The organism is Actinomadura gamaensis, from assembly GCF_042652125.1.
Classification (GTDB): Bacteria; Actinomycetota; Actinomycetes; order Streptosporangiales; family Streptosporangiaceae; genus Spirillospora; species Spirillospora gamaensis.
In genome coordinates this window covers 60,408-82,916 of record NZ_JBHSIT010000004.1, presented here as the reverse complement: position 1 = coordinate 82,916, position 22,509 = coordinate 60,408, and the positions used below count along the sequence as shown (strand labels likewise).

Below are 22,509 nucleotides of genomic sequence, written 5' to 3'. Positions count from 1 at the left end.
TCAAAACACCTCATTTTTCCAAGGTCAGGAGGATCTTGCCGACGTGCGCGCCGTCCTCCAGCAGGCGGTGGGCGTGCGCGGCCTCGGCCATCGGGACGGTCCGGTCCACGATCGGACGGACCCTTCCCGATTCCAGCAGGGGCCACACGCGCTCGCGGACGCCGCGCACGATCTCGGCCTTCTCGTCCAACGGACGGGCGCGCAGCGAGGTTGCGTGCACCGCGCCCCGCTTGCGCAGCAGTTCACCGAGGTCGAGCTCGGCGCGGGCGCCGCCCTGCAGCCCGATGATCGCGAGCCGCCCGCCCGTCGCGAGCGCGCGGACGTTGCGCGCCAGGTACTTGGCGCCCATGTTGTCGAGGACGACGTCGAACGGGCCGTGCTCGACGAAGTCGTCCTCGCGGTAGTTGATCGCGACGTCCGCGCCCAGCTCGCGGCAGCGCGCGGCCTTGGCGTCGCTGCCGACCGTGCAGGCGACGCGCGAGCCGAGCGCGTGCGCGAGCTGGATCGCCATCGTCCCGATCCCGCTGCCGCCGCCGTGCACGAGGAACCGCTCGCTCGGACGCAGGTTCGCGAGCATGAAGACGTTGGACCACACCGTGCAGGCGACCTCGGGCAGCCCGGCCGCCTCGACCAGGTCCACGCCGTCCGGGACGGGCAGCAGCTGCCCGGCGGGCACCGCGACCTTCTCGGCGTAGCCGCCGCCCGCGAGCAGCGCGCACACCTCGTCGCCGACGTCCCACCCGGACACGCCCTCGCCCAGCGCCGCGATCCGTCCCGACACCTCCAGGCCCGGATACGCGGACGCGCCCGGCGGCGGCGCGTAGTTGCCCTGGCGCTGCAACACGTCCGCGCGGTTCACCGCGCTCGCCGCGACCTCGACCAGGACCTCGCCCGGCCCGGGCGTGGGATCGGGCACGTCCTCCCACTGGAGGACGTCGGCGTCTCCCGGCTCACGAATCACGATGGCGTGCATGACCTTCACGCTACCGGGCGGCGAACCGGCAGGAACTGCGTCCCGCCCGGGAGGAAAAGGCGAGCTACGTCCGTGATATGCGGTAAGAACCGTCGGTATCCTGCTCATGGTCGTTGCCGTCGTCCATGTCGGTAAAAGATCGTTTAATGGCAGCGCCGAGGGGAGTGACGGTGGCACGGAACGATCATGACGGTCCCTCGCTGGAGGAGCGCCTCGCCTCCCTGGACGCGATGAGCGGCGACACCGCCGACGCGGAACGTCCGCCGTCGTCCGAACCGGCCACCGCGGCTGACTCCGGCTCCGCCGAGCCGAAGGGACCGGACGCGTCCGGCGACAGGACCGCCGAACCGCAGCCCGGCACCGACGCCTACCCGGCCCCCGGCCCCATCGGCCCCGCGCCCGGCCCCATCGGCCCGGCCCCCGGTCCGATCGGCCCGGCTCCCGGTCCGATCGGCGGCCCGCAGCCGTCCGGGCCGGACGAGGCGAACCCGTGGCTGACCCCGCCGCCCCCGATGGACGGCCAGCCGCCGCAGCCCGCGCCCTACGGCGACCTCCCCGCGCCCCCGCCCTACGCGGCCGCGCCGCCGCCGTACGCCGGAGGCCCCCAGCCGTTCGAGTCGGGTCCCGTCCCACCCGCGCCGTACCCCGGCGCACCCGGCCACGACCCCAACACCCCAGGTCCGGGCTTCCACGGTGCGCCGGGCCCGGACCCCAACGGCCTCGGCCCGGCGTATCCGGGCGGTCCGGGCTTCGAGCCCGGCAACGGCGGCTTCACGGACGCGCCCGGCGGCCCCGGCATGCCCGGCCCGGACGGTCAGAACCCGCCGCCGTTCGGCGTCCCGGCCGTCCCGCCGCCGCCCTACGCGCCGAACGACCCCGGCGCGGGCAACTGGGGACCGCCTCCCATGGACGCCCCGTACCCGCCCGGCCACGCGGCCCCCGTCCCGCCGCGCCCGGGCCCCGACCAGTTCGGCGACCCCGGAAACTTCGCGCCGCCCCCCGGCGCGCTGGGCGAGCAGCCTCCGCCCGCCCCCAACGACCTCACGACCAGCGCGGACGCCCCACCCCAGCCCGGCCACACCCCCGGCGCCCCCGCCCCCGACGCCGGCTTCGCGCCCGCCGCCCCTGAGCCCGGTTTCGCACCTGGCGCCCCCGCCCCCGACGGTGGTTTCACGCCTGCCGGTCCCGAGGGCGGTTTCACGCCCGGCGGACCCGGCCCCGAGGCTGCTCACGCGCCTGGCGGCCCCAGCCCGGACGGTGGCTTCGCGCCTGCTGGCCCCAGCCCGGACGGTGGCTTCGCGCCTGCTGGCCCCGAGAACGGTTTCGCGCCGAGTGGCCCTGGCCCCGAAGCCGGTCACGCCCCTGGTGCCCCTGGCCCTGATGGCGGTTTCGCGCCCGGTGGCTCCGGTCCCGAAGGTGGTTTCGCGCCGAGCGGGCCTGGCCCCGAGGCTGGTCACGCGCCTGGTGGGCCTGCTCCCGAGGGTGGTTTCGCTCCTGCTGGGCCTGGGCCTGGTGCCGAGGCCGGCTATGCGCCGGGCGGGCCTGGCCCGGACGGCGGGTTCGCGCCTGGTGGGCCTGGGCCGAACGGCGGATTCGGGCCCAATCCCGGGTTCCCGCCCGGTCCGGACGGCGGGTTCGGGCCCAACGCGTACGGTCCCGGAATGCCGCCCCAGGGGATTCCGATCCCGCCCGCCGGCGAGCAGGGCGGACATCCCGGAATGGCCGTCCCGCCGCCGGGTACGCCGGGCGCGCCCGCCGCGCCGGGGTACGCGCCGCAGCCCGGTCAGCCCGGTCAGCCGGTCCAGCCGGGGTATCCGCCGCAGCCGCAGAGCGCGGAGAGCCTCAGCTCGGAGAACCTGCTCGGCGAGCGCAAGATCGCGCCGTCCGGCGGGTGGCGGCGCGCGGTGTACAAGGCGACCGCGGGCAGCATCCATCCGGGCGAGTCGTCCTCCGAGCTGCGCCGCAAGGACCTGGTCGCGCGGGCCCGGACGATGGTCGCGGGCGGCCACCACCGCGTCGCGGTGATGTCGCTGAAGGGCGGCGTCGGCAAGACGACGACCACGACCGGGCTCGGCTCGATGCTGGCCTCGCTGCGCGGCGACCGCGTGATCGCGGTGGACGCGAACCCGGACCGCGGGACGCTCAGCGACAAGGTCCGCCTGGAGACCGCCGCGACGGTCCGGGACCTGCTGAACAACCGCGAGCGGGTGCACCGGTACGCCGACGTCCGCGCGTTCACCTCGCAGAACGAGGCGCGGCTGGAGATCCTCGCGTCCGACCGCGACCCGGCGGTCAGCGAGGCGTTCAGCGCCGAGGACTACTCGGCCGTCGCGGTCGTCCTGGAGCAGTACTACTCGGTCTGCATCACCGACTGCGGCACCGGCCTGCTGCACAGCGCGATGGCGGGCGTGCTCGCGCTCGCCGACCAGCTCGTCCTGGTCAGCTCCCCGTCGGTGGACGGCGCGCGCTCGGCGAGCGCCACGCTCGACTGGCTGGAGGCGCACAACCACGGGCACCTGGTGCGCAACGGCGTGGTCGTGCTGTCGATGGTCCGCAACCGCACCCGCAGCCAGGTCGATCTGGACAAGCTCCAGGCGCACTTCGAGTCCCGCTGCCGAGCCGTCGTCCGCGTCCCGTACGACGATCACCTGGAGGAGGGCGCCGAGCTGGAGCTGGAGGCGCTCGCCCCCGCGACCCGCGAGGCCTACCTTCAGCTCGCGGCCGTGGTCGGCGACGGTTTCGCCTGGCAGCGCCCATCCGCGACCTGACCGGCCGGCCTGCCGCCGGGCGTCTGCGTGCTGGGCGCGTCCGGCGGCGGTGCGGGGGCGCGCGGCCGCTAGAGTCGCACGTCGTGGGCAACGGGGACGACGGGATCTACGTGGGCCGCGCGCCGGTGGACGCGGCGGGCGACCGGGGCTGGCTGCTCGGCTACTTCAAGCCCGAGGGCGACATCCGGCACAGCGAGGCCGTGGAGATCAAGTGGGGCGTGCACCCGGCCGGTGAGCGCCGCGCGCAGTGGGCCACCGGGGACGAGCGGACGGCCCTCCTCGTCCTGATCAGCGGACGCTTCCGGATGGAGTTCCCCGGACGGGACGTCGTGCTCGCCGAGCAGGGCGACTACGTGGTCTGGGACAAGGTCGACCATTCCTGGGAGGCCGAGGAGCCCTCGACGGTGCTGACCGTCCGGTGGCCGTCGATCCCCGGTTTCGCCGTCCCGCAACCCTGATTCCCCGCGGCCCCGCAGCCACGCAGCCCCGCAGCTCTGGCGCCCGCAAGCCTGGTCGGCGCGGGCACAAGCCGTCCGCGGACGCGCGGCAAAGCGTCGCCGGAGGAATGGCGAAAAACAAAGAACCCCCGAAACGTGTTTCGGGGGTCCGGATGAGCGGAGGCTGTGGGATTCGAACCCACGGAACCGGGAGTGCCGGCTCGACGGTTTTCAAGACCGTTGCCCTCGTCCACTAGGCGAAGCCTCCTGGGCATCCCCACCTTAGCGTGCGGGACGAGGGCGACGTCCGGGACGGACCGCGGCGGTTGGTAGCTTCGCGGCATGGGGGACATCAAGGAGTCGACGGCGGTGACCTTCCCGTCCGGGGCGGTCGCGGGCCGGTCGCGGGTGGTCGCCGCGCTCCCGGTGGACGGCGGCTACGGGGTGATCGTGGCGGAGACGCCGTTCCATCCGCTCGACAATTCCTGGCCCGACCAGCCGGGCGACACCGGCGTGATCCGCTGGGACGAGCTGGAGCTGCGGGTCGCCGACTGCGTGACCGGCGCGGTACCGCTCGCCGACGGCGCCCTGCCACCCGAAGACGCCCTGCCGTCCGAAGGCGCGCGACCCACCGACCGCCAGCGGCACGCCGACCGTGAGCGGCACACCGACCGTGCGCGACACACCGACCGTGAGCGGCACGCCGACCGTGCGCCGCTCACCGACCGCGCGCGGCACGTCGGCAGCGGGCGGCGCACCGGCAGCGCGCGGATCAGCGGCCGTTCGCGGCTCGCCGGCGGCACGCTGCTGACGGGGGACGACATCCCGGTCCGGCGCGGCGACCCGGACTGGGCCTGGCTGGTCGTCCACGTGCTGGAGCGCCGCGTCCCGGAGGACGAGGTCGTCGAGCTGGACGTCGAGCCGGTGCGGCGGGAGGCGCTGTCGGCCGGGCACACCGCCTGCCACCTGATGGCGCTCGCGCTGAACCGGGCCCTCGCGGACCGCTGGCGCAAGGAGCCGCCCCGGACGGACTCGCTCGGCCGTCCGGACTTCGACCAGCTCGCGATCGCGGCGTCCCGGATCGTCCCGCACGGAAGCGTGGACACCTACCGGATCGGCAGGTCGCTGCGGAAGCGCGGCTTCGTCGCCGAAGGGCTCGCCGGCGCGCTGGGCGATGTCGAGGCGGCCGTGAACGAGCAGCTCGCGGCATGGATCGCGGCGGACGCGACGGTCCGCCTGGACGTGCCGTCCCCGGAGCTGGCCGCGCGCCGCCTCTGGCGCTGCGACCTGCCCGAAGGAACGGCGTCGCTGCCCTGCGGCGGCACCCACCTGCGCGCGACGGGGGAGCTGTCGCGCGCCCGCGTCCGGCTGGAACTCTCGGACACCGGGGACGAACTGGTCGTGGAGACAAGAGCCGAAACGGCATGAAACCCGCCGAAGGCATCCACTACCCTTCAGCGCATGTCACAGCAGATACCGAATGATCCGGCCGGTACGACGCACCAGTTCCAGAACTTCGTCGCGCAGGGCCAGCAGCAGCCGGAGAAGGCGGCGTCCGGCGGCAACGTCGGGCTCATCGTCGGGATCGCCGCCGTGGTGGTCGTGGTCGCCGTGCTGGTGGTCGCGCTCGCCACGATGATGTAGGCGGGTCCGTCCGCCGAAGGCCCAGCGTCCGTCCGCCCGGCTCCCCGTTCGCCCGGCGGTCGGCACGCAAGCCTCTCCGGCCCGGCGCGGCCCGTACGGCGTCGGAGCGTTCCAGCTGGACGGCGCGCTAGCGGCCGCTGCTGGAGAAGTGCTGGTAGTCGCGGGTTCCGTCCCAGGAACCGCCCCAGCCCCAGCCGATCGAACCGAACGCCTTGACCGTGGCGTCGCCCGCGTGGATCAGCCCCGGGTCGCGGCGCGAACGCTCCCCGAACTTCACGCAGTGGTCGTGGTCGATGTGCCCGGACGCCGTCACGTACGGGTTCTCGCAGGGGTTGACGTCCACGGCGAGCCCGTAGGCGTGCTGCGACCAGTGGTCGGACCCGGTCGCGTTCCGGCAGTTGAAGGCCGAGGTGTTGTCGTCGTCGATGGAGTCGTAGTCGCTGCCCTTGTAGGCGTCCACCGGGACCATCTTGCGGATGGGGTACTTGTTCTCGAACAGCTTCCGGAACACCTTCACCAGGTCGCTCGCGGCGGACGCGTTCACGACGAGCTTCCCGTCCGGATGCGGGCGGCCGTCCATCCCCCAGTAGTTCATGACGATCATCCGCAGCCCGGACGGCGGCACCGGGCAGCCCGAGTGCCACGAGCTGGGCAGGTCCTTGGCGGTGAGCCTGTCGACCCGGGCCTGGAAGCGGTTGAGGTCCTGCGTCGGCGAGGACGTGGCGGTCGGCTCGCCCACCGTCCCGGTCGCGACGGGCGGCGTCGCGGACGACACGCCGGAACCGGGCTTGGAGTCCCCGTGGCCGCATCCGGTCGCGGCGGTCGTCGCGAGCGCGAAGGCGGCGGCGAGCACGGTGGCGCGGCGGCCCCGCTCCGGCCGCGTTCGGCGGCGGGCGAGCGGGGTAGGGGACGGTCGGGCGGCGCGGTCGCGGACGGTTCGGATCCGGGAGCCAGGAGTCCGGTGGAACGGCATTCCAGCAGGATGGCACGGTCGGCGGCCTTCGCGTGGGACCTTGGATTCGCTACCGTTCGGGGAAGGCGTGCCCGCGCCCGAACGGCCGCCGGGGGGCCGCCGGACGACCGGTACCCGGCGGACACGCCGGGAACGCGGGCCCTCGCCCGGTCCGAGGGGGAACGATGACGCAACCGCGGGACGAGCCCGTCCCCAGCCTGGAAGACGAGATCTTCTCGGTGGCGTCCTCGGTGGAGGCGCCGCCGTCCGAACAGCCGCGCCTGCACTGGGACAGGCCGCCGCGACTGCCCGTCCGGCGCGACCTGTGGGTCGGCCTGGTGGGCGCCCTGACCTTCACGTTCGTCGATCTGATGATGATGTACGCGCCGCTGATGGCGTCCCGGCGGCCGAGCACGCTGCCGCAGTTCGTCGCGCTGATCGTGGTCGCGTTCGGGCTCGGCTCGCTGCTGGCCTGGAAGGTCGGCGGCCGGTGGCGGCCGTTCGGCTTCGGGATGATGTTCGGCTGGGGGTTCCTCACCCTGGTCTCGGTCGGCGTCCTCACCGGCCTCGGCATCTGACCCGAGCCGTTCTCGACGCGGAAGCGCGCGGGTCGGTCGTCTCGACGCGGAAGCGCGCGGGTCGGTCGTCTCGACGCAGGAGCGCGCGGTCGGTTCGTCTCGACGCGGACGCGCGCCGGTCAGTCCTTCTCGATGCGCTTGAGGACGGCGGTGAAGGCGCGTCCGATCGCTTCGAGGTCGGCGGGGTCGACGACGTCCACGAAGTAGTCGCGGACGATCTCGACGTGGTCGCGGGCGGCGCGGTCGAGCGCCTCGAAGCCCTCCTGGGTGAGCAGGGCGTAGACGCCGCGCTTGTCGTTCGGGCAGTTGTCCCTGCGCACCAGGCCCTTGGCCTCCAGCCGAGAGCAGGTGTGGGAGAGCCTGCTGCGGGACTGGCTGGCGTTCTCGGCGAGCTCGGCCATGCGCAGCCTGCGGTCGGGGGCCTCGGAGAGGCGGACCAGGATCTCGTACTCCGAGACCGACAGGCCGTGCCTGGTCTTGAGGTCCCGGTCCATGATCTCGGTGAGGCGCACGCTCCCGTCCACGAACGCGCGCCAGTCGCGTTGCTGGGATGCGCCGAGCCAGCGCGGTTCCGTCATGGGACGAGTATACCCACAGGTTGAACTTTCAACTAAGTTCCTCTACGGTGGGCCGTGCCGGAATAGTTGAAGCTTCAACAGGGTTCCGGACGACACGCCCCGGCGCCGGTCCGGGACCCGACCGAGAGGAGACGCCATGCCCGCCGTGCTGGCCGACCCGATGACCCTGCCCCGCCTGCCGCGCCCGGGCCGGGAGGGCACCGACTGGCGGCGCGTGGCCAAGGTCGTCACCGCCGAGAGGCACCTGGAGGGCGAGGGCTTCCAGGTCCGCCGTCCGTTCCCGTCCGTGAACCTGGCCATGGCCGACCCGTTCCTGCTCCTGGACCACATGGGCGCCGTCGAGTACGCCCCCGGCGAGGCCATGGGCACCCCCTGGCACCCGCACCGCGGCTTCGAGACCGTCACCTACATCATCGACGGCGCGTTCCAGCACCGGGACACCACCGGCGGCGGCGGACTGATCGCGGACGGCGCCACCCAGTGGATGACCGCCGGAGCCGGAATCCAGCACATCGAGCAGCCGCCGCCGGAACTGGTCGCCAAGGGCGGTCTGTTCCACGGCGTCCAGCTCTGGGTGAACCTGCCGCGCGCCGAGAAGTGGGCCAAGCCGCGCTACCAGGACATCCGCGCCGGGGACGTGAAGCTGCTGTCGTCCGACGACGGGTCGTCGCTCGTGCGGGTGATCGCCGGTCGGGTCGGCGGGTTCGACGGTCCGGGCGTCACCCACACGCCGATCACCTACCTGCACGCGACGATCGCGCCGGGCGCGCGGCTCACGCTGCCGTGGCCGCGCGACTTCAACGCCGTCGCCTACGTCCTGTCCGGGCGCGGCACGGCCGGCGTCGAGGAGATCGGCCTGGACGAGGGCCAGCTCGCCGCGTTCGCCGGATCGCACCACCGCGGCGAGACGGACGGCCTGATGCTGCGCGCCGCCGACACGCAGCCCACCGCGAGCAAGAACGGCTGGGAAGTCCTGGTCCTCGGCGGGATGCCGCTCCGCGAGCCGGTCGCCCGCTACGGGCCGTTCGTGATGAACACCCGCGACGAGATCGTCCAGGCCTTCGAGGACTTCCAGGCCGGACGCATGGGAACGATCCCCGCGGAGAAGCTCCCGCACCTGTCCGAGCGCGACGAAAACCTTTCGTAAAGCGACTCGCGAGGCGAATGGGGCGGCTTCCGCCGGGAACCGCCCGGACGGATCGGCTTCTCTCTCCACAACAAAGACCCCTCTCCGGACGCGATGCGGCGTGCCCCGCGTCCGGAGAGGACACGAATTCACCGGTAAAGGGGAAACGCGATGAGCCTGGAGCGTCCCGTCAACGTGGCGGTCATCTACTACTCGTCCACCGGAACGGTCTTCAGCCTGGCCAAGGCCGCCGCCACGGCGGCGGAGAAGGCGGGCGCCCAGGTGCGGCTCCGCAAGGTCCGCGAGCTGGCCCCGGCCGAGGCGATCGCCTCGAACCGGGGCTGGGCCGAGCACGCCGCCGCCACCCAGCACGTCGTCGAGGCGTCCCTGGACGACCTGGAGTGGGCGGACGCCATCATGTTCGGCTCGCCCACCCGGTTCGGCCTGCCCGCGGCCCAGGTGAAGCAGTTCATCGACACCGCCGGACCGCTCTGGGCCCAAGGCCGCCTGGTCGGCAAGGTCGGCAGCTCGTTCGCCGCGACCGCGACCGCGCACGGCGGCCAGGAGTCCACCGTCCTGGCGCTGAACAACACCTTCTACCACTGGGGCGCGATCATCGTCCCGCCCGGGTACGCCGACCCGGTCATGTTCGCGCAGGGCAACCCGTACGGCGCCAGCCACACCTCCAACAACGGCGAGGTCCTGCCGGGGGACGTCGAACTGGCGGCCGTCGACTTCCAGGCCCGCCGCGTCGTCGAGGTCACCAAGGCGCTGAAGCTCGGCCGGCAGGAACTCCGCTCCGCCTGACACCCGCGAAGCCGCCCGCGCCCCGCGCCCCGCGCCGTCGAGCGCGCCCCGCGCCCCGCGTCGTCGAGCGCGCGCCGTCGAGCGCGCGGCGTTGAACGCGCGCCGTCGAACGCCTGGCGTTGAGCGCCTGGGTGCCGGTGGGCTGCGCCTGGGCGCCGGCGGGCTGGGGCGGCTGATGCGCGGTCTGCGCGCTGCGGCGTGTCCTGAAGGCGCGGGCGTGTCGGGCCGAAAACCGGGGTTGGACGGGCGGAAACGCGCTCGATGTCGGGGCAATGCACGCGAAACGACCGTGGGTTCGCGGGGCGCGGCCGTTTCTTCGCGGGGGTGGGTGACGGACGCGGCGGGGATGCGTTACTGTGTTCGAACGGTTCGAACACAGGTTCGAGCAAGTCTCGACCCGCTCCGTCCGGAGGTCCGCATGGTGGCTACGGTGGCCGCGCCCTCGCTCCCGCACTCGCGGGGGCGGGCCGGTGCGACACGCCGTAGACCTTTCTACGGAAATCTACGACCGCAGCTATATGGCCTCATAGAGTCCGAGACCGTGGATCCCGTGCGCAATCCCTACGCCCCGGGCGCGGGCCAGCGCCCGCCCGAACTGGCCGGGCGCGACCGCGAGCTCAAGCAGTTCGAGGTCGTGCTGGAGCGGGTGGCGCGAGGCCGCCCCGAGCGCAGCATGATCATCACGGGCCTGCGCGGCGTCGGCAAGACGGTGCTGCTCAACACCTTCCGCTCGATGGCCATGCAGCGGCTGTGGGGCACCGGCAAGATCGAGGCGCGGCCCGAGCAGTCCATCCGGAGGCCGGTCGCGTCCGCGCTGCACATGGCCGTCCGGGAGCTCGCCCCCCGGCACCGCGCGCCCGACCGCATCGAGTCCTTCCTCGGTGTGCTGAAGGCGTTCGCGCAGGCGGGGCCCGAGGAGGACGCCAAGGGGAAGGCGCGCGTGCACCGCTGGCAGCCGGGCATCGACGTGCCCGCCTCACGCGGCCGCGCCGACTCCGGCGACCTCGAGATCGACCTCACCGAGCTGCTGACCGACGCGGCGTCCGTCGCCACCGACGTCAGCGCCGGCATCGCCCTGTTCGTCGACGAGATGCAGGACATCCCGCCCGACGACGTGTCCGCCCTTTGCGCCGCCTGCCACGAGCTGTCGCAGAGCGGCGGGCCGCTGATCGTCGTCGGCGCGGGCCTGCCGCACTTGCCCGCCGTCCTGTCGGCGAGCAAGTCCTACTCCGAGCGGCTGTTCCGGTACACCCGCATCGACCGGCTCGACCGCGCGTCCGCCGACGTCGCCCTGCTCGCCCCCGCCGAGCGCGAGGACGTCACCTTCACCCAGGACGCGCTCGACGCCCTCTACTTCGCGGCGGACGGCTACCCCTACTTCGTCCAGGCGTACGCCAAGGTCGCCTGGGACGTCGCCCCCGACACCCCCATCACCGTCGACGACGTCAAGGTCGCCGCCCCCGAGGCCGAGAGCGAGCTCGCCGTCGGCTTCTTCGGTAGCCGCTACGAGCGCGCGACCCCCGCCGAGCGCGACTACATGCGCGCCATGGCCGCCCTCGGCGACGACCCCGTACCCACCGCCGCCGTCGCCGAGGAGCTGGGCCGCAAGCCCTCCAGCCTCTCGCCCGCCCGCGACGGCCTGATCAAGAAAGGACTGATCTACAGCGCCGAGCGCGGCCTGGTGGCCTTCACCGTCCCGCACTTCGGCGGCTTCCTGCGCTCCCAACCCGCCTGACCGGCTCGTCAGCCTCTTCTACGGCTTTCTCGCGCCAGCGCTAGAAACCGCTAGACGGCCACATCGACCTGCGCCGATATCGCTCTCTACGGACGTCTAGCTCTCTCGCTAGAGAAGTGTATAGAGCCGTGACGAGCGAAATATCGCGGTGCCTAGCGCCTGCGCTAGAGAGCCGTAGATTCTCCGATGGTGTCGTCCCATCGCGTTGTCTACGGCTGTCTTGCAATGCCGCTAGAAAGGCGTAGAGAGTCCTCGCGGCCGTCCACCGGCAGCACGGCGTGCCGCACCTCCCGGCCGCGCGCGGCGGTCGAGACGGCGAAAACGATCTCCACGTCGACGCCGTCCAGGCGAGCCGCATACACGAGGAAGCGGTGACAGCCCTCCCGCCAGACGTCCAGCGGAACGGCGCTGACCAGCGCGTTCTCGAACTCCAGCCACGCGCTGCTCGCGTACAGCGTCCCAAGGGTCTCCGCGATCGGGCTCCGCCGCCGCTCACACGGCACGTCCCGCCGGGCGAGCAACCCGAAAGCACCTCCCACCCGTCCGAGCCCGAGCCCACGTTCGTGCTGACGCCACTGCTCCTGGGCAGGATCGTCTGCGTGATCTAGCCCAAGCCGATGCTCGGGCCGGTGCTTCTGCTCATGCCCCAAGCTGTGCTCGCGTTCGCTCGCGGGCTCAGGTTCGCGTTCGCGTGCCTGTGCTTGGCCAACCTCAGGGCTCAGCCCATGGGCCTGGTTCTGTGGCGGCTCATGTTCGTGTCCCTGTGCGCGTGCGTGCTCGTTCTCGCGGCGAAGGCCGTGAGCGTAAGCGTCCTCGGGCCCGTGCGTGAGGTCGTGTGCGTGTCCGTGCTGGTGTCCGTCCGCGAGTTCGTGGTTGTGGTGGTAGCGCTCATGGCCTGGGACGCGGTGGAGGGCGCGGGCGTGTTGTCGGGCGCGTTGGCAGAGGAGGGCGAGTTCGGGGGAGAGGGACGCGAACAGCGCCAGTTCGAGCGACAGGACGCCGGCGACCCGTCCCCAGCCGAGGCGCGGCACCTCGACACCGGCTCGCGACGCGCCGAGCGACACGACGGCCGCTGCTGTGAACAGCGTCGCCCGGACCACGCTGCGCCGTCCGACCCGCTTGGTGCTGAGGCCGCCGAAGCAGCCGCACCCGGCCTCCGGCCTGTGCGCTTGCAGTTCCAGCACCGCCCACGTCGCGCCCGCGAAACCCACGGCCGCGACGACGCGGAGCCAGAGGTGCGACGACAGCAGGAGCGCGAGTCCGAGCGTCCCCTCGACCAGGCCCAGGACGATCCCCGCCCGCCGATCCCGCAGCAGGATCAGCGCGCGCGTCGGGCGTTCCGCGACCGGGACACCGTGCACGCGAAACCTGTCACGCGCGCGCGAGTCCGCCGAGACCGGATCCCGCACCGCGAGCTTCGCCAGGCACGCCGCCAGCAGGACACCCGCCAGCAGCAGCACCTGGACGTTCTGCACCAGCGTCACCATGGCCGGCCCTCCCCGGGCTCCGCTCGCCACCGCACCGTCACGTTGAAGCACCCGGCTTCCAGGTCCCCGCCCAGCGCCGCGAAAGCCACCGGCCCGAGCTCGACGAGCCGGCCGCGCGGCGACGTCCCGCACTCCACGCACCGGTCGCAGAACCGGGCCGCGACGCATCCGCACTCGGCCACGATCATCTCCGCGCCGCGTCCGGAGCAGTCGTTCACCACGTCCAGCCCGCTGCCCGCCGACAGCAGCGGAAGGGGGACGCAGCCGGGGGGTGCCTCCGTACACCCCCCGGCCGCCCCCTCCCCATCCACCGCCGGATACGCGACCGCGTACTCCGGCGGGCCTCCCCCCGGTCCAGGACCGTCCCCCCACCCCGGCCACGCCTCAGCCCCCGCCCTCAGGCCACTCCCCAGCCAGGCGTCTCCTCCCGGACGCGCGCCGCCTCCGCCCGGCCACGTGTCTGCGCTCGGACCCGCGTCGTTTCCCGACGACGCGCCGCTTCCCGGCCACGTGTCTGCGCTAGGGTCCGGGACGCTTCCCGGCCACGTGCCCCTTCCCAAGCGCGCAGTGCCTTGGCCCGGCCCTATGTCTGCGCCCGCCTCCGGCTCGTTTCGCGGCCACGCGGCCCGTCCCGGCCATGCATCTCTTCCCGACCGTCCGTCTGGAGCCGGCCGTGGGGCTGGTCTTGGCCTCATGTTCGGTGCGGGCGCCGCTGGTGGACGGCGGGTTGCCGGGGTTTCGGGATGGCTGGTCCGGGCGGGTGGTACGCCCGGGCGCGGGGAGAAGGTCGCGCCGGTGGCCAGGCCGGTGTTCTGCGGGGAGCCGGGCCAGCCGTACCAGGTGGCGGTGCCTTGCGTGGTCGCGGGGACGGGGGTGTCGGGGGCGGGCGAGGCCAGGTCGTCGGCTCGGTGGCCCGGCTGGGACGTGGCGGGCGCGACGGCGCGCGGGCCGTCGGGGGAGCGGACGCACAGCACGTCCACCAGGTAGCCGGGTTCCAGCCGGGGATGCCGCACCAGGACAAGCCGCAGCGAGCGCGGTTCGAGGACGACCCGGGCCCGGCCCCGGTGCGGGCCCAGATCCACCTCCAGCGCGTCCGGACGGGCGGTCAGGATGGTGCCGGCCACCCGTCCGATGTCGACCCAGATCCGGTCGGCGGCGAGGCCGGCCGCGTCCATCCGGACGAGCGCCTCCCGGCCGGGGCGCAGCGCGGCGGGGCCCCTGCGCCCGCCGTGCCACACCGCGGTGGTCGGGGTCATCGGCAGCCTCGCCTCGCCGGTGGCCGTGGCCAGCACCAGCAGGTGCGGGCTCGCGTCCAGCACGGTCCCGGTCAGGACGCGCAGTGGAGGGCCGGGCCGGACGGACGGCGGCGGTCCTTCGCCCAGCACGGCGCGGCGGTACCGGCGCCGGACGGAAGGATCGCGCTGTGCGGGCATCGCTGTCCTCTCCGGCTGTCAGTCGGTGCAGTCAAGGTTCACGCCGCGTGGTCACCCTGTCGACGGATTTGTCGTCATAAGTCATTGGGCGCATTGGTTTTCCAATACTCAGGCGAATCATCCTCCACCGGGTTGACCCGAAAATACCGTATCTGTTGGACCGGAATTACGCTCACCGTGCCATGGTCGAAGCGGGTCGGGATCTTGGACGGCGGCGGCGTGCGTCCGCGCCGGGGTTCGGCCCGACGGCGACGGTGACGGCGACGGCGACCGCGGCGACGCGTCCGTCCGGGGTGCGGCTCGCGGGGTCGGACACCGGCGGCGGGCACCGCGCGAGCCCTGACACGGTGGTGAAGTGACCAGCACGCGGCACGAGGAGTTCCGCGCGTACGTGGCGGCGCGCGGACCCGTCATGCTCCGCGCCGCGATGCGCCTCACCGGCGACCGCGCCGAGGCGGAGGACCTGCTCCAGGCCGCGCTCGCCAAGACCTACCTCGCCTGGGACCGCATCAGCGACCGCGCGGCCGTGGACGGCTACGTCCGCCGCGCCATGGTCAACACGCAGATCTCCTGGTGGCGGCGCAGGAAGCTGGAGGTCTACCCCACCGACGAGCTGCCGGACCGTCCGGTGGACGACCACACCGGACGCAGCGACATGCAGGACGCCCTCGGCCGCGCGCTCGGCCGCCTCCCCGCCCGCCAGCGCGCCGCCGTCGTGCTGCGCTACTACGAGGACATGCCCGAAGCGGAGATCGCCGAGGTGCTCGGCATCAGCGTCGGCACGGTGAAGAGCACCGTCTCGCGGGCCATGGCCAAGCTCCGCGACGACGCGGGCCTGGAGGCCGACTTCCCGCGGCCGAACGTCCACGATTCCGACGAGCCGCACCCGGACGACGAGGGACGACAGGGCCGGTAAGGAGCGTCCTCGACTTGACCCCGGAGTGCTGACAACCGGGCCGCCCAGCGGACAGAATCCGGTTCACCATCTGGTGCCGGACGAGGAGGCGCGCCCGTGTGGAGCACGATGCAGGACGTCCCGCTGACCATCACCTCGATCATGCGGTTCGGGACCGGGATCTTCGGGACGCGCGAGGTGGTGACCTGGACGGCGGACGGCCCGCGCCGCCGCTCCTACGCCGAGGTCGGCGAGCGCGCCGCCCGGCTCGCGAACGCGCTGCGCGCCCTCGGGGTGGACTCCGACCAGCGCGTCGGCACGTTCATGTGGAACAACGCCGAGCACCTGGAGGCGTACCTGGCGGTCCCGTCGATGGGCGCGGTCCTGCACACGCTCAACATCCGGCTCTCGGGCGACCAGCTCGCCTACATCGCCGACCACGCCGAGGACCGGATCGTGATCGTGGACGGCTCGCTCGTCCCGCTGCTGGCTCCCGTCCTGCCGCACATGAAGACCGTCCGACATGTGATCGTCGCGGGGGACGCCGACACGGCGCCGCTGGAGGGCGTGGGCAAGGACCTGCACTTTTACGAGGACCTCCTCGCCGCCGCGTCCCCGGAGTTCGACTGGCCCGAGCTGGACGAGCGCCAGGCCGCGGCCATGTGCTACACGAGCGGCACGACCGGAAACCCCAAAGGGGTCGCGTACTCGCACCGGTCGTCCTACCTGCACTCGATGTCCGCCGCGACGGGCAACGGGCTCGGGCTCAGCGCCTCGGACCGCGTTCTGCCGGTCGTCCCGATGTTCCACGCGAACGCCTGGGGACTGCCGTACGCGGCGCTGCTCGCCGGCGCGTCACTGCTCATGCCGGACCGGTTCCTGCAGGCCGCGCCGCTGGTCGAGCTGATCGAGACGGAGCGTCCGACGGTCGCCGGAGCCGTCCCGACGATCTGGGCGGACGTGCTGCGCCACGTCCGCGAGCACGGCGGCGACCTGTCCTCCCTGCGGCTGGTGCCGTGCGGCGGATCGGCCGTCCCGGAGTCGCTGCTGCGCGGCTTCGACGAGATCGGCGTCCGGATCGTCCAGGCCTGGGGGATGACCGAAACCTCGCCCGTCGCCACGATGGCGCACCCGCCGATCGAGGCGACCGGGGACGACGCCGTCCGCTACCGGGTCACCCAGGGCCGCGTCCTCGCCGGACTGGAGATCCGCGTCGTCGGTGACGGCGACCGCGTCATGCCGAACGACGGCGTCGCGGTCGGCGAGGTCGAGATCCGCGGCCCGTGGATCACCGGCGCCTACGTCAAGGACGAGGACGCGGGCCGCTTCCACGACGGCTGGCTCCGCACCGGCGACGTCGGCACCCTCAGCCCGGACGGATACCTCGTCCTCACCGACCGGGCCAAGGACGTCATCAAGTCCGGCGGCGAGTGGATCTCGTCGGTCGAGCTGGAGAACCGCCTCATGGCCCACCCGGACGTCATCGAGGCGGCGGTGGTCGGCGTCCCGGACGACCGCTGGCAGGAACGTCCGCTGGCCTCGGTCGTCCTGCGCGACGGCGCGACCACCACGGCCGACCAGCTACGGGACTTCCTCGCCGAGCACGTCCCGCACTGGCAGCTCCCGGAACGATGGGCCTTCATCAAGGAAGTCCCGAAGACCAGCGTTGGAAAGTTCGACAAGAAGGTGCTGCGCCGCAACTACGCCGAAGGCGCCCTCCCCGTCGAACGCCTCACCTGACCGCGTTCGGCTGAGCATGTTCGACCGGACGTGCTCGGTTGAGCTTCAGCGAGCTTGTTCGTTCGCGCATTCGAGCGCGGAAACGAGCGGACGGGCCGTGCGGGGCGCCGGGGGATGGCTCTGACCGCTACGGCCCGTCCGCGCTGGGGGATCAGCGCTGCGTGGCGATCTTGTTCAGCTCGTTCTGGTAGTACAGCGGGCCGAAGCCGAAGATCAGCAGCAGGATGCCGACGCCCTGGCTGAAGCTGGGCTGGCGGCCCGCCCGGCGCTGCGCCTCGGCGATCGCGCCGCCGAACTTGATCAGGACGACCAGCGGCCAGATGCCGAGCGTGATCCAGCCGAACAGCACCGAGCACAGCGCGTTGCCCGCGCCCACGGCACCCGACTCGGGGTAGGACGTGCGGATCTCGTCGTGGATCTTGTAGATCCAGACGAGCCCGTAGATGCCGAGCGTGATGATCGGCAGGCCGAGCCAGACGGCCAGGATGTTGCGGTGCTTCACGGTGCGGTTTCCTCCGGTGACATGCGTTGACCTGCGTTTTCGCGTCTTCGACGCGTGGCTGGCAGGCATAACGGACGGGCTGGCCGCGAACCATGGATGATTCGCGCAGTCTGACACCCTTCCGTAGATCGAGGCGTCATGCTGCGGAATTTCCAGATTTGTCAGAAACTGGCCGGGCATGTGCTGTCTCGCGCTCACTCGGACGCACCACCAGCACCCCCCGTTCCGTCCGAACCATCCCGCTTCGGCGGGACCCCGCCGTGTTGGTGAGGTCCTGACGTTGCGTCGGCAGTCGGCAAAGGCGCGCGCCCCGTCCCGTGCCCGGGGCGTCCCCGCCGCTAGGCTGGGCCGACGTGACAGCATCGACCGATCTTGAAAGCGCTCCGCGCACCGACCTGTCCAGCTGCCCGATGTGCGGGACGCTCGTCCGCGAGGCCGTCCCCGCGGGTGAGGATCTCCTCGCCCTCAAGCCCTGCGGCTGCGTGGTGGAACCCCGCTAGCCCTCGGCGGCGCCAAGCCGGCTGGTGAACGCGAAACGCCCCGCGCGCCCATCGAGGTGCGCGGGGCGTCGAACAGCAGGTGAGGGGCTAGGGCAAGGCTAGGACGCGTCCCAGGCGACGTTGACCTGGCCGTCGTCCGAGCGCTGGACGGACAGGCCGTCAGTGCTGGTCGGGTCCTTGAAGTACACGATGGTCTTCGGCTTGGTGCTGTCCACGGTCACCTGCGTGATGGACCATCCGTGGGCGTCGTGGACGGCGACGCGGAGCTGGGCGGGCGGGAGGTCCTGGAGTCCGTTGTCGCAGACGAAGCCGATCGCCTTCAGGGTGCCGCGGGGGAACGAGACCGGGGTCACCGCGTTGGCGCCGTTGTTGAGCTGGCCGTAGGGCATGTCGTCCTCTTCCATCGGAGGGGGCGGCGGGGGTGGCGGGGCGGGGCTCACGCCGACGCGCCACTGGCCGTAGTCGTCGTGGACGGCGCGGTCGTAGTCGACGCCGACGCCGTTGACGACATGGTCGTTGGAGTACTGCTGGAGCTGCGCGCGCTTGTCCCAGCGTCCGCCGGACCAGGCGTACGTCTGCCAGCCCCAGCGGATCTTCCCGGCGTCGAACGCGCGCTTGATCGGGCCGTATCCGGCGTACAGGCCCACGCGTGCCCGGCCCAGGACGGCCGCGGCGCCGTCGAGGTAGGCGTTGATCGCGGCCTGCTGGCCGGACGTCGCGTCGAAGTCCACCGCGAAGAAGATCGGGCGGTCGGCGGGCATGCCGCACGCGCGGGCCTGCTTGGCCGCGTCCGTGGCGTCGGCGATCCCGGCGGCGCGTCCGGCGAGCGCGCGGGAGGCGGTGCTCTCCCACACCACGACGAGCCACAGCCCGGCGCGGGACAGCTCGTCCGCCTCGGATCGGGTCAGGTTCTTGCCGGAGGCGTCGTGCGAGAGATATCGGCAGACGAACTTGGCGCCGGCGCGTTTGAGCGCGCTGGGCCCCGGACGTCCCCATGCGTAGTCGACGCCGAAGATGCTCACCTCGGGTCCTTCCGTCCTGCGTCCCCTGCTGGGGGGCGATCAGAGGGCACTGTGCCATGTTCACCGCCAGGGTTCAGGTGAAACGCCTGAGAAGCCCGGCTTGAACCATAGGGAAATCCCTGTGCGGTGATTTTTCCGGGGTTCGAATGGTGCCGAAGGGGTACGTGGGTGTATCCAGAGTGGGCCCTATTGTCCGGACGTCCCGTGGCGTGCGGGGCCCCGTTCGCTGCGGGAGCGCACATGCCGAGGTGGTCACCGCCCGACGTCGCGACGCGTCGCCTGCTCCGCAGGCTGAACGACGGCGACGCCGACGCCTTGGCCATGCTCTACGACGCCTACGCAGAGCGACTGTTCGACTATGCGACGGCAATGACCGGGGACACCCGGACCGCCGACGACATCCTGCACGACGCGTTCGTGGACGCCTGGCGCCGCGCGCCGCGCATGCGCGACCATTCCCATCTCCGCGTCTGGCTGTACGGCGCGGTCCGCCGCCGCTGCCTCCAGCGAGGACGCGCGCAGGAACTGCGCTGGGAACCCGACCGTCCTTTCCGGTATCCGGGTCCGTTCAGGGATCGGCAGATGGCTTCTCGGCCCAGCGCCGTGCTTCCGCCGACGTCCGAGCTTAGGCCTTTGCTGGAGTCCGCTGTCAATCGCCTCGATTCCAGCGAGCGCGAACTGCTCCTGCTGACCGTCCGGCACGGATTGAGTCCGTCCGAACTAGCCGTCCTATGGGGCGTTTCCCGCCGAAGGGTCATGGCGCTCACCGGGGACGCTCGGAGGGAATTCGAAAGCGCCCTCAAGGGCTCCTTCGCTCAAGCCGCTCAGTCGTGCGCCACCTGGCCATCTACCTGGGGAAACGGCGAGGGCGGCGAGGACGGCAAGCGAACGCCCACGCCGTCCGCGGGGCCGAACGGCCGAGCGTCTGCTGGCGCGCAAAGCGGCTCGCACCTGCCCTCTTCCGCATATCCTGAGCCCAATGCGCAAGCAGATGCCAGCACGCCACGCTTGCAATCCGCACCTTCTTCCGGCGAGCCGGGTGCACCGTCCCCGTCCCCGTCCAGTGGATTGCGGACGCAATTCCCACCCTCACGCGCCACTCCTGGCACAGCGCTAACGCAAAGCTCATCACGCCTCGAAACCGACGTCGCGTCCTGCCCGCAAATAGCAACCAACGGCTTGCGAACTCCCGCCGGTGCCGGATTCCGGACGCATAACCCAAGGCAAACGCCACCGGTCCCGCACAAGGACGCCTTCGGTCGAACTGACCAGGACGCGTCCGACCGAAGCGAACAGGAGTCGCGCGACCTGAACGGGCAGGACGTCGCCGGCCAACTCGGCTTGGGGGCGCTCCGCCGCGATGAGCAGGACGTACACGGAGGAAGCGGGCCCGACGCGTCCAGCCGAAACGGGAGCGCGTTCAGGCGAACCGCATGGAACGCCGCAGAACGCAACGGAACCGCCGGGATGCCGCCAGGCGCTGGTGCTCGGCCAGCGGACGAACCGAGCACCGCGCCGAGTGCCGGGGCCAGTGTCGGGGCCAGTGGCACGGCGAGTGGCACGGCAAGTGCCAGGCTGAGTGGCACGGCAAGTGCCGGGGCGAGTGGCGCGGCGAGTGGCGGTCATGGGGCGGATCGTCCGGTCGACATCATCGACAGCGGGCTGGACGAGCACGTTCGCGGATGCGCGGCGTGCCAGGCGCGGGAGCAGGTGCGCGCGTCCGGGCTGCTGGTGCTCGCGCCCGCGCCGGAGCCGGCCGAGGCGCTGCGGCGGCGCGTCCTGCACACGGCGACCGATCCGGAGCTGGCCGGGTACCGCGCGGACATCGCGGCGCGCGGCGGGGCGCTGACTCCGGGCGGGCTGCCGACGCAGCCGGACGTCCCGTCGCCGTTCGTGCGGCGCTGGATGTTCGTGAGCGGCGGGATGGGCGGAGCGCTGCTCACCGCGCTCGCGGCGATCGTGTTCATGGGGTCCCAGCTGGGCGTCCCGACGTTCGACTGGCCGTATACGCACCCGCGCCCGACCGAAAAGCAGGCGGCGTCGCCGCGCCACTCCGCGCACGAGGACGACGACCCCGGAAGCCACGGACCGTCCGGGAACGGCGGCGGTCCGGTTCCGCCGACGCCGCAGCTCGAAAAGCCGACGAGGCCCCCGACGTCCGATCCCGGGAATCCGGGTCGTCCGCCGGCGACGCCGCCGCCCACGGTGCCCAGCTCGCCGCCCGCCACGCCGCCCCGGCCGGGCACGCTGCGCGTCCTGACGACACGGCTGGAGCTTTACGGACGCAGTTCCGGCACGATTCGGATCAAGGCCGAGGACGGCCCGGTCACCTGGACCGGCGCGTCGTCCAGCGATCAGGTCACGTTGCAGGACCGGACGGGCGGTCTGTCCCCGAACGACTCGCAGGACGTCCTGGTCACGCTGCACACCGGACTGATCAACCTGCCGGGACGCGCGACCCTGACGTTCACGACCCCGCACGGTCCCGCGCAGCAGGTCACGGTCGTCTGGGGGATCTCACTCCTCTGACGAGCCCGCGGGCGCGCGCACGAGATGATCGCGCAGCGTCTCGAGCTGCTCGCCCAGCGCGGCCTGCACGCGGATCTCCATGGCGCGGGCGATGAACGGGTCGACGACCATCTTCACCAGCGGCCGCATCCGCCGCACGACCTCCGCGACCTCGGCGACCTCCTCGCCGCTCGGCACCGGCCCGTCCTCCAGGCGGCGGAAGACGTGCTCGTGGACGAGGTCGACGAAGCGACCGGCGATGACGTCGCAGTCGTCCCGGATCTGCTGCGCGATGTCGAACACGGCGTCCAGCGGGATGCCTGCCGCGACCAGCTCCGCGCCGACGTGCAGCAACCGCGGCGACGGGACGCGGAAGTGGTCGCCGTCGGGCTCCACGAACCCGAGCCGGACGGCCCGTTCGAGATCGCGCGCGACCTGCGCCTGGTCCCGGCCGGGGCCGAACGTCGCGACCAGCTCGTCCAGCGTGACGGTGCCGGGGATCTCGTCCGACCACGGATCGGTGAGGACCTTCTCCAGGCCCAGCACGTCACCGACGTCGCGGCCGGTCTCCCACGCCGCGAGCAGGTCCTTGATGATCACCGACGAGTAGCCGCGCGCGAGCAGCTTGCCGATCAGCCGCAGCCGGGCGAGGTGGCTGTCGTCGTAGAAGCCGACGCGCCCCTCCAGCCGCGGCGGCGGCAGCAGCCCCCGGTCCTGGTAGGCGCGGACGTTGCGGACGGTCGTCCCCGCCGCCCGCGCGAGCTCGTCGATCCGGTACCCGGACATGCTCCCCCGCCTCCGCTGCTTGACCCCGCTCGATCTTA

21 protein-coding genes, 1 tRNA gene and 1 pseudogene are annotated in these 22,509 nt (G+C 72.5%); 14 read left to right on the top strand and 9 right to left on the bottom strand.

Features of this window, described 5'->3' with window-relative positions; all coding sequences use genetic code 11:
• Positions 1-10: 10 nt before the first annotated feature.
• Positions 11-973 carry an NAD(P)H-quinone oxidoreductase gene (locus ACFPCY_RS14520; protein ID WP_378255299.1) on the bottom strand — a complete coding sequence of 321 codons (963 nt, stop codon included), beginning with the start codon at positions 971-973 and terminating at the stop codon, positions 11-13.
• Between the two features lie 170 nt (positions 974-1,143).
• Between ACFPCY_RS14520 and ACFPCY_RS14515 the strand changes: the two genes are divergently transcribed.
• Together ACFPCY_RS14515 and ACFPCY_RS14510 are read left to right on the top strand one after the other, a co-directional pair.
• Positions 1,144-3,741 carry a nucleotide-binding protein gene (locus ACFPCY_RS14515; protein WP_378255297.1) on the top strand — a complete coding sequence of 866 codons (2,598 nt, stop codon included), beginning with the start codon at positions 1,144-1,146 and terminating at the stop codon, positions 3,739-3,741.
• A gap of 83 nt (positions 3,742-3,824) precedes the next feature.
• On the top strand, positions 3,825-4,199 hold the full coding sequence (locus ACFPCY_RS14510; RefSeq protein ID WP_378255295.1) for a cupin domain-containing protein: 375 nt from the start codon (positions 3,825-3,827) through the stop codon (positions 4,197-4,199).
• A 157-nt stretch (positions 4,200-4,356) separates the two neighbouring features.
• On the opposite strand, the gene ACFPCY_RS14505 is transcribed toward ACFPCY_RS14510, so the two are convergent.
• Positions 4,357-4,446 (bottom strand) — tRNA-Ser (locus tag ACFPCY_RS14505).
• A gap of 74 nt (positions 4,447-4,520) precedes the next feature.
• Here ACFPCY_RS14505 and ACFPCY_RS14500 point away from each other — a divergent pair.
• Both ACFPCY_RS14500 and ACFPCY_RS14495 read left to right on the top strand, forming a co-directional pair.
• On the top strand, positions 4,521-5,606 hold the full coding sequence (locus ACFPCY_RS14500) for an alanyl-tRNA editing protein (RefSeq protein ID WP_378255293.1): 1,086 nt from the start codon (positions 4,521-4,523) through the stop codon (positions 5,604-5,606).
• A gap of 33 nt (positions 5,607-5,639) precedes the next feature.
• Positions 5,640-5,822: a hypothetical protein gene (locus tag ACFPCY_RS14495; protein ID WP_378255291.1), complete on the top strand. Its 183-nt coding sequence runs from the start codon at positions 5,640-5,642 to the stop codon at positions 5,820-5,822.
• A gap of 127 nt (positions 5,823-5,949) precedes the next feature.
• Here ACFPCY_RS14495 and ACFPCY_RS14490 read toward each other — a convergent pair whose 3' ends face one another.
• Positions 5,950-6,795, bottom strand: coding sequence for a M15 family metallopeptidase (locus ACFPCY_RS14490; protein WP_378255289.1), 846 nt, complete (start codon positions 6,793-6,795; stop codon positions 5,950-5,952).
• Positions 6,796-6,959: 164 nt separating this feature from the next.
• Between ACFPCY_RS14490 and ACFPCY_RS14485 the strand changes: the two genes are divergently transcribed.
• Positions 6,960-7,352: an MFS transporter gene (locus tag ACFPCY_RS14485; RefSeq protein ID WP_378255288.1), complete on the top strand. Its 393-nt coding sequence runs from the start codon at positions 6,960-6,962 to the stop codon at positions 7,350-7,352.
• A 119-nt stretch (positions 7,353-7,471) separates the two neighbouring features.
• Here the strand turns inward: ACFPCY_RS14485 and ACFPCY_RS14480 are convergent, their stop codons facing one another.
• Complete coding sequence (locus ACFPCY_RS14480; protein ID WP_378255287.1) at positions 7,472-7,930, bottom strand: MarR family winged helix-turn-helix transcriptional regulator; 459 nt, start codon at positions 7,928-7,930, stop codon at positions 7,472-7,474.
• A 136-nt stretch (positions 7,931-8,066) separates the two neighbouring features.
• Between ACFPCY_RS14480 and ACFPCY_RS14475 the strand changes: the two genes are divergently transcribed.
• From ACFPCY_RS14475 to ACFPCY_RS14465, 3 genes are all read left to right on the top strand, one after another.
• Positions 8,067-9,077, top strand: a complete 1,011-nt coding sequence (locus ACFPCY_RS14475) for a pirin family protein (protein WP_378255285.1) — start codon at positions 8,067-8,069, stop codon at positions 9,075-9,077.
• Positions 9,078-9,227: 150 nt separating this feature from the next.
• Positions 9,228-9,863 carry an NAD(P)H:quinone oxidoreductase gene (gene wrbA, locus ACFPCY_RS14470; protein WP_378255284.1) on the top strand — a complete coding sequence of 212 codons (636 nt, stop codon included), beginning with the start codon at positions 9,228-9,230 and terminating at the stop codon, positions 9,861-9,863.
• Between the two features lie 550 nt (positions 9,864-10,413).
• Positions 10,414-11,598, top strand: coding sequence for an AAA family ATPase (locus tag ACFPCY_RS14465; protein ID WP_465251228.1), 1,185 nt, complete (start codon positions 10,414-10,416; stop codon positions 11,596-11,598).
• Between the two features lie 209 nt (positions 11,599-11,807).
• On the opposite strand, the gene ACFPCY_RS14460 is transcribed toward ACFPCY_RS14465, so the two are convergent.
• Together ACFPCY_RS14460 and ACFPCY_RS14455 are read right to left on the bottom strand one after the other, a co-directional pair.
• Positions 11,808-13,058 carry a MauE/DoxX family redox-associated membrane protein gene (locus ACFPCY_RS14460; RefSeq protein ID WP_465251224.1) on the bottom strand — a complete coding sequence of 417 codons (1,251 nt, stop codon included), beginning with the start codon at positions 13,056-13,058 and terminating at the stop codon, positions 11,808-11,810.
• A gap of 20 nt (positions 13,059-13,078) precedes the next feature.
• Positions 13,079-14,518: a hypothetical protein gene (locus ACFPCY_RS14455; protein ID WP_378255278.1), complete on the bottom strand. Its 1,440-nt coding sequence runs from the start codon at positions 14,516-14,518 to the stop codon at positions 13,079-13,081.
• A gap of 182 nt (positions 14,519-14,700) precedes the next feature.
• On the opposite strand from ACFPCY_RS14455, the gene ACFPCY_RS14450 reads away from it, so the two are divergent.
• The 3 genes from ACFPCY_RS14450 to ACFPCY_RS14440 all read left to right on the top strand — a co-directional run bounded on the left by ACFPCY_RS14450 (position 14,701) and on the right by ACFPCY_RS14440 (position 17,153).
• The gene (locus tag ACFPCY_RS14450) at positions 14,701-14,877 is read left to right on the top strand and encodes a hypothetical protein (RefSeq protein ID WP_378255276.1); all 177 of its coding nucleotides are present in this window, start codon (positions 14,701-14,703) and stop codon (positions 14,875-14,877) included.
• On the top strand, positions 14,874-15,434 hold the full coding sequence (locus ACFPCY_RS14445) for a SigE family RNA polymerase sigma factor (RefSeq protein ID WP_378255274.1): 561 nt from the start codon (positions 14,874-14,876) through the stop codon (positions 15,432-15,434). The genes ACFPCY_RS14450 and ACFPCY_RS14445 overlap by 4 nt, the downstream gene beginning before the upstream one ends.
• 96 nt (positions 15,435-15,530) lie before the next feature.
• Positions 15,531-17,153, top strand: coding sequence for a long-chain fatty acid--CoA ligase (locus ACFPCY_RS14440; RefSeq protein ID WP_378255272.1), 1,623 nt, complete (start codon positions 15,531-15,533; stop codon positions 17,151-17,153).
• Positions 17,154-17,304: 151 nt separating this feature from the next.
• Here ACFPCY_RS14440 and ACFPCY_RS14435 read toward each other — a convergent pair whose 3' ends face one another.
• Entirely contained in the window at positions 17,305-17,655 is a 351-nt protein-coding gene (locus ACFPCY_RS14435) for a DUF4234 domain-containing protein (protein WP_378255270.1), read from the bottom strand.
• Positions 17,656-18,008: 353 nt separating this feature from the next.
• Between ACFPCY_RS14435 and ACFPCY_RS14430 the strand changes: the two genes are divergently transcribed.
• Positions 18,009-18,155: a hypothetical protein gene (locus tag ACFPCY_RS14430; protein ID WP_378255268.1), complete on the top strand. Its 147-nt coding sequence runs from the start codon at positions 18,009-18,011 to the stop codon at positions 18,153-18,155.
• Between the two features lie 98 nt (positions 18,156-18,253).
• Here the strand turns inward: ACFPCY_RS14430 and ACFPCY_RS14425 are convergent, their stop codons facing one another.
• Entirely contained in the window at positions 18,254-19,177 is a 924-nt protein-coding gene (locus tag ACFPCY_RS14425; protein WP_378255266.1) for a DUF1906 domain-containing protein, read from the bottom strand.
• Positions 19,178-19,417: 240 nt separating this feature from the next.
• On the opposite strand from ACFPCY_RS14425, the pseudogene ACFPCY_RS14420 reads away from it, so the two are divergent.
• Both ACFPCY_RS14420 and ACFPCY_RS14415 read left to right on the top strand, forming a co-directional pair.
• Positions 19,418-19,948 (top strand): annotated as a pseudogene (locus ACFPCY_RS14420) (RNA polymerase sigma factor); the annotation flags it as partial.
• A gap of 939 nt (positions 19,949-20,887) precedes the next feature.
• Positions 20,888-21,706 carry a hypothetical protein gene (locus ACFPCY_RS14415; protein ID WP_378256462.1) on the top strand — a complete coding sequence of 273 codons (819 nt, stop codon included), beginning with the start codon at positions 20,888-20,890 and terminating at the stop codon, positions 21,704-21,706.
• Here the strand turns inward: ACFPCY_RS14415 and ACFPCY_RS14410 are convergent.
• Positions 21,695-22,471 carry a MerR family transcriptional regulator gene (locus tag ACFPCY_RS14410; protein WP_378255264.1) on the bottom strand — a complete coding sequence of 259 codons (777 nt, stop codon included), beginning with the start codon at positions 22,469-22,471 and terminating at the stop codon, positions 21,695-21,697. The two genes, ACFPCY_RS14415 and ACFPCY_RS14410, sit on opposite strands and share 12 nt — an antisense overlap.
• Positions 22,472-22,509 lie beyond the last annotated feature (38 nt).